This is a genomic window from Sinorhizobium saheli (assembly GCF_001651875.1).
Lineage (GTDB): Bacteria > Pseudomonadota > Alphaproteobacteria > Rhizobiales > Rhizobiaceae > Sinorhizobium > Sinorhizobium saheli.
Window position 1 is genome coordinate 173,324 of record NZ_LNQB01000071.1, and the last position, 8,363, is coordinate 181,686.

6 protein-coding genes are annotated in these 8,363 nt (G+C 65.5%); 4 read left to right on the forward strand and 2 right to left on the reverse strand.

Annotated features, from left to right (window positions below):
* Window positions 1-18 precede the first annotated feature (18 nt).
* Both ATB98_RS12135 and ATB98_RS12140 read right to left on the reverse strand, forming a co-directional pair.
* A complete protein-coding gene (locus tag ATB98_RS12135) occupies window positions 19-1,929 on the reverse strand; it encodes an autotransporter assembly complex protein TamA (RefSeq protein ID WP_066873906.1) in 1,911 nt (636 codons plus the stop codon).
* A gap of 355 nt (window positions 1,930-2,284) precedes the next feature.
* On the reverse strand, window positions 2,285-2,536 hold the full coding sequence (locus ATB98_RS12140; RefSeq protein WP_066873909.1) for a glycine zipper domain-containing protein: 252 nt from the start codon (window positions 2,534-2,536) through the stop codon (window positions 2,285-2,287).
* Window positions 2,537-2,963: 427 nt separating this feature from the next.
* Here ATB98_RS12140 and ATB98_RS12145 point away from each other — a divergent pair, with 427 nt between their 5' ends.
* The 4 genes from ATB98_RS12145 (at window position 2,964) to hemA (ending at window position 8,108) form a co-directional block, all read left to right on the forward strand.
* Entirely contained in the window at window positions 2,964-3,452 is a 489-nt protein-coding gene (locus ATB98_RS12145) for a (2Fe-2S)-binding protein (RefSeq protein ID WP_066873911.1), read from the forward strand.
* A 68-nt stretch (window positions 3,453-3,520) separates the two neighbouring features.
* Entirely contained in the window at window positions 3,521-5,869 is a 2,349-nt protein-coding gene (locus tag ATB98_RS12150) for a xanthine dehydrogenase family protein molybdopterin-binding subunit (protein ID WP_066873913.1), read from the forward strand.
* 15 nt (window positions 5,870-5,884) lie between these two features.
* The gene (locus tag ATB98_RS12155; protein WP_066873915.1) at window positions 5,885-6,682 is read left to right on the forward strand and encodes an FAD binding domain-containing protein; all 798 of its coding nucleotides are present in this window, start codon (window positions 5,885-5,887) and stop codon (window positions 6,680-6,682) included.
* A 211-nt stretch (window positions 6,683-6,893) separates the two neighbouring features.
* Window positions 6,894-8,108, forward strand: a complete 1,215-nt coding sequence (gene hemA / locus ATB98_RS12160; protein ID WP_066873917.1) for a 5-aminolevulinate synthase — start codon at window positions 6,894-6,896, stop codon at window positions 8,106-8,108.
* Window positions 8,109-8,363: the final 255 nt, after the last annotated feature.

Consider the following 8,363-nt stretch of genomic DNA (forward strand, 5'->3'; position numbering starts at 1 on the left):
ACGGCAAGGCGGCCCGCATCAGAAGGACTGGCCGATGCCGGCATAGATGCCGTAGTCGGTGCCGCCCGGATATTTGTTGAGCGGCACGGCGAAATCGAGCCGGATCGGTCCGAAGGAGGTCGCGTAGCGCAGGCCGATGCCGGCGCCAGCGCGGATGTCGGAGAAATCCGGTGCGGTGCTCGCCGAGACGCTGCCGAAATCGATGAACGGGACGATGCCGATCGTCTCGGTGATGGCGATGCGCGCCTCGAACGAGCCGTTCACATAGGAGCGGCCGCCGGTCAGTTCGTTGTCGGCATTGCGCGGGCTGATTTCCTGGAAGGAGTAACCGCGCACCGATCCGCCGCCGCCGAGGAAGAAGCGCCGCGTCGCCGGGATGTCGGAGAGTTCGTCGCCACCGGCGAGAACGCCGGCGGCGAGCTTGCCGGCAAGGACGAAGCGGTTCTCGTCTCCCGGCGAATAATAGGCCGAGGCGGAGGCCTCGAACGAGCTGAAGAAGGTCTGTCCTTCGAATTCGTAGCTCGGCTTCGCGTTGATCAGCGCCCGGTAGCCCTCGGTCGGGTTGAGCTTGTCGTCGCGGGTGTCGCGGACATATTCGAGGGGGATGGCGGCGGTGAGATAGGAGTTGGAACCGAAGGCATCGTCGATATCCGCGAGGCCCAGTTCCGCCCCGACCGAGACCGTATCGGTCTGGGAAAGCTCGAAGCTCGCGCCCGCCGCGCCGGTGATGGTCTTGGCGCTATAGGCGTCCGGGTCGAGGAGGCTCGCCTTGACGCTGGCGGTGAAGGTCGAAGCCGGTCCGAAGGCTCCGGGTTTGGCAAACAGGATGCCGGCCGAATAGTCGAGGCTGCCGACGTCGGTGGTCTCGCCGATGCGATCGACCGAGCCTTCGATCCTGAGCGATTCGGCGCGCCCGAAGAGATTGCGGTGGCCCCAATAGCCCTGCAGGCCGAGGCCCTCGGTGGTCGAGACCTGGCCGCCGAAGCCGAAATAGCGGTGCTTGCCTTCCGACACCTGGATGTTCATGGGCAGCGTGCCGTCGGGCGCGAGCTTGTCGGCCTCGTTGATCGTGACGCTGGAAAAGACGTTCAACTGCCGCAGGCGTTCGGCCGCCTTGCGGATGTTTTCCGGCGAATAGGGCCGCCCGTGATTGAGGCGGGAATAGTCCCGGACGAAGTTCGGATCGACGGTTCTGGTGCCGGTAACGGTAAGTTCACCGACGGGAGCGACCGGTCCGCCGTCGACGCTGATCGTCACGTCGACGGTGGATGTCGCATGGTCGGCGACGGCGCTGCGCTCGGTAAGCTCTGCCAGCGGCCGGCTCTGCTCCTTGAGGTCTTCGACGATCTTCTCGCCGGCCTTGATGATGAGCGTCGAGTCGGCGCGGGCGCCACGGGTAAGGTCATATCTGGCGGGATCGAGCCCGGCGGCATCGCCCTTGAAGGTGATCGAGCCCAGCGTGAAGGCCGGCCCGGGCGAGATGCGGACGACGACGGGCACCGCCTGACCATCGGCAAAGGAGGGATCGGGCGGCAGGCTGTCGATGTCCTGCCCGTCGATCAGGATGCTGACAGTGCCGCCGTAGCGCGCCTTTTCGTAAAGCACCGCGAGAAGCCGGTCGCGATCGTCGCGCGCCTTGATCGCGAGGCCGAGATCGCCGGAGACCGGCTTTTCCTGATCCTGGACGAGTTGCGAGCCGTTTTCGAGCGCCTCGCGAAGCTCCTCGTCCTCCGTTCCGGCATCGAAGGTGAGCGCGTAACGGACCGGGTCGATGACCTGGACTTCCTCTTCGGCGCTTTCGAAGAAGCGCATGCCGAAAATCTTGAAGGCGTGGGCCTGGGTGACGGAAAGCGGGCCGAGCATCGCCGAGGCCACGATTGCGAGCGCGGTCGCTGTCTTCCAGTGCGCAATACTCGATCGTGGAGACATTCCTCTCCGCATCCCGTTTCAGGCGACTCGCTACTCACTGCCTGCATACGCGGCGGCGGCCATCATAGCAGGACAGGGTTTTCCATCTGTTAACGATGACGACCCCCCGCATCCACCCCGAAACACCGATTCGCGGACGAATCGCGGCAAAAAGGACTCATTATGTTGTCCGGCAGGCACAAAGGGAGCGTTCCGGGTCGATTACGGACTGCCGGCGGCCTAGTCGTAATGGCCCAAACGCCTGCCGGCACTCCCTACCGCTGGCGGAAATGCCGTCGTCACAGCGGCATGCCTCGCCGAACGAAAAAGCCCCGGATCGCTCCGGGGCTCCCTGTCTTGCGGATTGCCGCGGCGATCAGCAACGGTCGATGTAGCGGCGGCCGTAGCGGTCGCGGTAGTAGCACTGGCCGGGCTGCTCGGTGGCATGGCCGATCAGCGCGCCGCCGACGCCGCCGATGGCTGCACCGACTGCCGCGCCGCGCACGTTGCCGGTGACGGCGCCGCCGATGATTGCGCCCGATGCGGCGCCGATGCCGGCGCCCTTTTCCGTCTGCGTGCAGCTTGCGACCGACAAGGCGACCAGCACAAGTGCGATGGCTTTCTTCATGTTGTCCTCTCCGATCTCTACGGATTTCAGCCTGTCGCTTCGTCCGTCCCTAGAGTGATGATGGGGCGACGGGTCCGTCTGCTCCACTTGAACTTGCAATCGAAACATAACCCGCCGCCCGGTAAAGTCCACGGGAGCCGGCGAATCGTTTCCGCCGCAAGATAATGCGATCCTTCCTGAACGGAACCTGAAGGCGCTGTTTCCGGCGTTACAGGGGCGCCCAGATTTTTTTGCCCCTATCGCAGGCCGAAACGGTTGCGGCATTTCAAAAAAAGACAAATGATACAACGCCGCCACGCCGGTCCGGGAGGAGCGGTCGGCGGGCAGAGGGCATTGATATCAGTTGGCGCGTCCCTTCAGTCGCGTGAACGCATCACCCGATTCGAAGTCGCGTTCTCTTTGGAATGACCCATCCCGGAGGAGCGAAATGGCGAAAATAACGATGACGGTCAACGGCCGCCAGGTCAGCGGCAGCTGCGACGACCGGACGTTGCTGGTGCACTTTATCCGCGAAAATCTCGGCCTGACCGGCACCCATGTCGGCTGCGACACGACCCAGTGCGGCGCCTGCGTCGTCCACATGGACGGGCAGTCGGTGAAGAGCTGTTCGATCCTGGCGGTGCAGGCGGCCGGCTCGTCGATCACGACGATCGAGGGGCTTGCGGCAAATGGCGAGCTTCACCCGGTGCAGGCGGCCTTCAAGGCGCATCACGGGCTGCAATGCGGCTTCTGCACCCCCGGCATGGTGATGACCGCCGTCGACATCATCCGCCGTCACGGCAGCGGCCTCGACGAGGCGACGGTGCGCGCCGAGCTCGAAGGCAATATCTGTCGCTGCACCGGCTATCACAACATCGTCCAGGCGGTACTGGCCGCCGCGGCCGGGATGGGCGGCGCCCGCCAGGCGGCGGAATGAGCGGCGGCAAGCCGCCGAAACGAAATTCATCGCAGGACTTCGCTGAACATCTCGGGAGGAGATAGGCAATGGGCGTTGAAGGGATCGGCGCGCCGGTGGCGCGCAAGGAGGACAGGCGCTTCCTGACCGGCAAGGGACGCTACACGGACGACATGAGCGTGCCGGGGATGAAATACGCGGTTTTCGTGCGGAGCCCCCATGCGCACGCGACGATCAGGAGCATCGATGCGGCCGCGGCGAAGGCGATGCCGGGCGTCATCGACGTGCTCGACGGCCAGCAACTGCTCGCCGACGGGATCGGCAATCTCATCTGCGGCTGGATGATCCATTCGAAGGACGGTTCGCCGATGCGGATGGGCGTCTGGCGGCCGCTCGCCGACAAGACCGTGCGCTATGTGGGCGATGCCGTCGCGATCGTCGTCGCCGACAGCGTCGCCGAGGCGCGGGACGCGGCCGAGGCGGTCGTCGTCGATTACGAGCCGTTGCCCGTCGTCACCGATCCGGTCAAGGCGCTCGAGGCCGGTCAGCCGCAGATACATCCGGAAGCGCCGAACAACCAGATCTTCGACTGGGAGCTCGGCGATGCGGCAGCCGTCGACCGGGCGATCGCGGCCGCGGCGCACGTGACGGAACTGAAGATCGTCAACAACCGGCTGTCGCCCAACGCGATGGAGCCGCGCGCGACGCTCGGCGTCTACGATGCCGGTGACGACCACTATACCTGCTACACAACCAGCCAGAATCCGCATGTGGCGCGGCTGGTGATGAGCGCCTTCTACAATGTCGCGCCGGAGAACAAGCTGAGGGTCATCGCCCCCGACGTCGGCGGCGGCTTCGGTTCGAAGATCTACATCTATCCGGAGGAGCTCGTCTGTCTCTGGGCGTCGAAACGCACCGGCGTGCCGGTCAAGTGGACCGCGGATCGCACGGAGGCTTTCCTGACCGACGCGCATGGCCGCGACCACGTCTCGACGGTCAAGATGGCCTTCGACGCGAGCAACCGGATCACCGCACTGAAGGTCGACACCATCGCCAATCTCGGCGCCTATATGTCGCTCTTCTCCTCCTGCGTCCCGACCTATCTCTATGCGACGCTGCTGTCCGGGCAATACGACATCCCGGCGATCCACGCCAATGTCCGCACCGTCTATACCAACACCGCGCCGGTCGACGCCTATCGCGGTGCGGGGCGCCCCGAGGCGACCTATCTCCTGGAGCGCACCATCGAGACGGCGGCGCGCGAGCTCGGCCTTTCGCCGGCCGAACTCAGGCGCATCAACTTCATCCGCTCCTTCCCGCATCAGACGCCGGTGATCATGAACTACGACGCCGGCGACTACGAGGCGTCGCTGAGCGCGGCGATGGCCGCCGCCGACTGGGACGGCTTTGCCACGCGCCAGGCGGAGGCGGCGCGGCGGGGGATGAAGCGCGGCATCGGCATGAGCTGCTATATCGAAGCCTGCGGGCTCGCCCCCTCGGCCGCGGTCGGCTCGCTCGGCGCGGGCGTCGGCCTGTGGGAGTCGGCCGAGGTCCGGGTCAACGCCGTCGGCACCATCGAGGTGATGACCGGCTCGCACAGCCACGGGCAGGGACATGAGACGACCTTCGCCCAGGTGGTCGCCGACCGCCTCGGCGTGCCGATCGACAGCGTCAATATCGTCCATGGCGACACGGACAAGGTGCAGATGGGCATGGGCACCTACGGCTCGCGCTCCGGCGCCGTCGGCCTGTCGGCCGTCGTCAAGGCGCTCGACAAGGTCGAGGCCAAGGCGAAGAAGATCGCGGCGCATCTGATGGAGGCGGACGAGAGCGACATCGTCATCGAGGACGGGGCGCTCAAGGTCGCCGGCACCGACAGGTCGGTGCCCTGGTCCCAGGTGGCGCTTTCGGCCTATACGGCGCACAACCTGCCGGCCGGCATGGAACCCGGCCTCAAGGAAGGCGCCTTCTACGATCCGAGCAACTTCACCTTCCCGGCCGGCTGCCACGTCTGCGAGGTGGAGGTGGATCCGGAGACCGGCCAGACGAAGGTCGTGCAGTTCGTCGCGGCGGACGATTTCGGCAACATCATCAACCCAATGATCGTCGAGGGACAGGTGCATGGCGGGCTGGCCCAGGGGATCGGCCAGGCGCTGCTCGAGGGCGTGCACTACGATCCGGAGAGCGGCCAGCTCCTGACGGCGAGCTACATGGACTACGCCATGCCGCGCGCCGACGACCTGCCGTCTTTCAAGGTATCGACCACGAACACGCCCTGCCCGGGCAATCCGCTCGGCATCAAGGGCTGCGGCGAGGCGGGCGCGATCGGCTCGCCGCCGGCGCTGATCAACGCGATCACCGACGCGATCGGCAACAACGAACTCACCATGCCCGCGACGCCGGAGAAGGTCTGGGCCGCGGCGCATGCCGGCCATTGATCGGGAGGAGCCGAGATGTACGAGACCAATTATCACAGGGCCTCCTCGGTCGAGGAGGCGGTGAAGCTGATGGGCGCTGCGGCGGAGGGCAAGTATCTTTCCGGCGGCATGACGCTCATCCCGACGATGAAGCAGCGGCTTGCCGCACCGACCGACCTCGTCGACCTCAGGCATATCGCCGAGATGAAGGGCATTGCCGTCGACGGCCGGTCGGTCCGGATCGGGGCGGCGACCACCCATGAGGAGGTTGCCGCCTCCGCCGCGCTTGCTGCCGTCTGTCCCGCACTCTGCGGGCTCGCCAGCCGCATCGGCGACCCGCATGTCCGCCACATGGGCACGATCGGCGGCTCCATCGCCAACAACGATCCGGCCGCCGACTATCCGGCGGCGATGCTGGCGCTCGACGCGACGATCGTCACCGACCGGCGCGAGATCAAGGCGGGCGATTTCTTCACCGGTCTCTTCGAAACGGCGATCGAGAACGGCGAGATCGTCACCGCCGTGCGCTTCGAGGCGCCCGCGAGGGCCGCTTACCAGAAATTCGCCAACCCGGCCTCGCGCTACGCCATGGCCGGGGTCTTCGTCGCGCGCCGCGACGATGGCGCGGTCCGCGTCGCGGTGACCGGGGCCGGCGCCGACGGCGTCTTCCGCCACCCCGGCCTCGAGGCGGCACTTGCCGCCAACTGGTCGCCGGACGCGGTTGCCAATGTGACGATCGACGCGTCGGCGCTGCTTTCCGACCTTCATGCCAGCGCCGCCTACCGCGCCAACCTCGTCAAGGTGCTGGCGAAGCGCGCCGTGGCGGCCGCGTGACTGTGCGACTTAGGTATTGACAAGGGCGGCTGCGGCCGCCCCTTTTTCACAATTGCTTGACTTCGATCAAAGTTGAGGGGATTGAGTTCGACTAGCTGTTTTGGAACAGTTCAAAAGTAAGGGCCTTTTGCCGCAGGCGTCTGGGCCTTTCCGGGGTTGACGCTCTGGTCGCTTTGAACGAACAAAGGCGGGCAGGGCATCGGAGATGATGATGGATTTCGAGAGTTTCTTCAAAAGCGAGCTGGACGCGCTGCATCAGGAAGGCCGTTACCGGGTTTTTGCCGATCTCGCCCGCCATCGCGGGGACTTCCCGAAGGCGACACGTTACACGGCAGACGGCAGCCAGGAGGTGACCGTCTGGTGCTCGAACGACTACCTCGGCATGGGTCAGTCTCCGGTCGTCACCGCGGCGATGAAGCAGGCGATCGACGAATGCGGCGCAGGCGCTGGCGGAACCCGCAACATCTCCGGCACCAATCATTATCACGTGCTCCTCGAGCGCGAGCTCGCCGACCTGCATGGCAAGGAGTCGGCGCTGCTATTCACGTCCGGATATGTGTCGAACTGGGCCGCGCTCGGAACGCTCTGTTCCAAGATTCCCGGCATCATCTGCTTCTCGGATGCCGGGAATCATGCTTCGATGATCGAGGGCATTCGTCATTCGAAATGCGAGCGCGTCATTTTCAAGCACAATTCGGTGGCCGATCTCGAAGCCAAGCTTGCGGCGGCTGATCCGCGGGCGCCGAAGATCATCGCCTTCGAGTCCGTCTATTCGATGGACGGCGACATCGCGCCGATCAAGGAGCTCTGCGATCTCGCCGACAAATACGGCGCGATGACCTATCTCGACGAGGTGCATGCGGTCGGCATGTACGGCCCGCGCGGCGGCGGCATCGCCGAGCGCGAAGGGCTGATGCACCGACTGACCGTGATCGAGGGCACGCTCGGCAAGGCCTTCGGCGTCATGGGCGGCTATATCGCCGGCTCGGCGGCACTCTGCGACTTCATCCGCTCCTTCGCCTCCGGCTTCATCTTCACGACGGCGCTGCCGCCGGCGCTCGCCGCCGGTGCGCTCGCCTCGATCCGTCACCTGAAGGAAAGCCAGGTGGAGCGCTTCGCGCATCAGGAGCGGGTCCGGCGGCTGCGGTCGCTGCTCGACAAGCGCGGCATCCCGCACATGGTGAACCCGAGCCACATCGTGCCGGTGATGGTCGGCGACGCCGCCAAGTGCAAGTGGATCTCCGACCTGCTGCTCGACAATTTCGGCGTCTATGTCCAGCCGATCAACTATCCGACGGTGCCGAAGAAGACCGAGCGCCTGCGCATCACCCCGACGCCGCTCCACTCCGATGCCGATATCGACCATCTGGTCGGGGCGCTGCATTCGCTGTGGTCGCGCTGCGCGCTGGCGCGCGCGGTGGCGTAAGCTGCGGCGAACTTGTTCCTTCGGAAAGATTGCCCCTCCCCTCGGGTTAAACCCGAGGACTAGCCTTCTCCCCGTTCTGACGGGGAAAGGGGAGTGAGACGCCGCCGCGAGTCCCGTTCGCCCCGCCTGCAGGGAGAAGGTGGCCGGCAGGCCGGATGAGGAGCGGATCCGCTCTAACAGGCTGCTGAAAAAGCCCTCTGGCTTTTGGGTTTTTGCCGTGATTCCCTACGGCTGCAACAGAGGGACTGATTTGCA

Bases quoted from the DNA above. Each gene is read 5' to 3' on its own strand.
- ATB98_RS12150 (WP_066873913.1), top strand. From the start codon at position 3,521: ATGGGCGTTGAAGGGATCGGCGCGCCGGTGGCGCGCAAGGAGGACAGG.
- ATB98_RS12135 (WP_066873906.1), bottom strand. From the start codon at position 1,929: ATGTCTCCACGATCGAGTATTGCGCACTGGAAGACAGCGACCGCGCTC.
- ATB98_RS12155 (WP_066873915.1), top strand. From the start codon at position 5,885: ATGTACGAGACCAATTATCACAGGGCCTCCTCGGTCGAGGAGGCGGTG.
- hemA (WP_066873917.1), top strand. From the start codon at position 6,894: ATGGATTTCGAGAGTTTCTTCAAAAGCGAGCTGGACGCGCTGCATCAG.
- ATB98_RS12140 (WP_066873909.1), bottom strand. From the start codon at position 2,536: ATGAAGAAAGCCATCGCACTTGTGCTGGTCGCCTTGTCGGTCGCAAGC.
- ATB98_RS12145 (WP_066873911.1), top strand. From the start codon at position 2,964: ATGGCGAAAATAACGATGACGGTCAACGGCCGCCAGGTCAGCGGCAGC.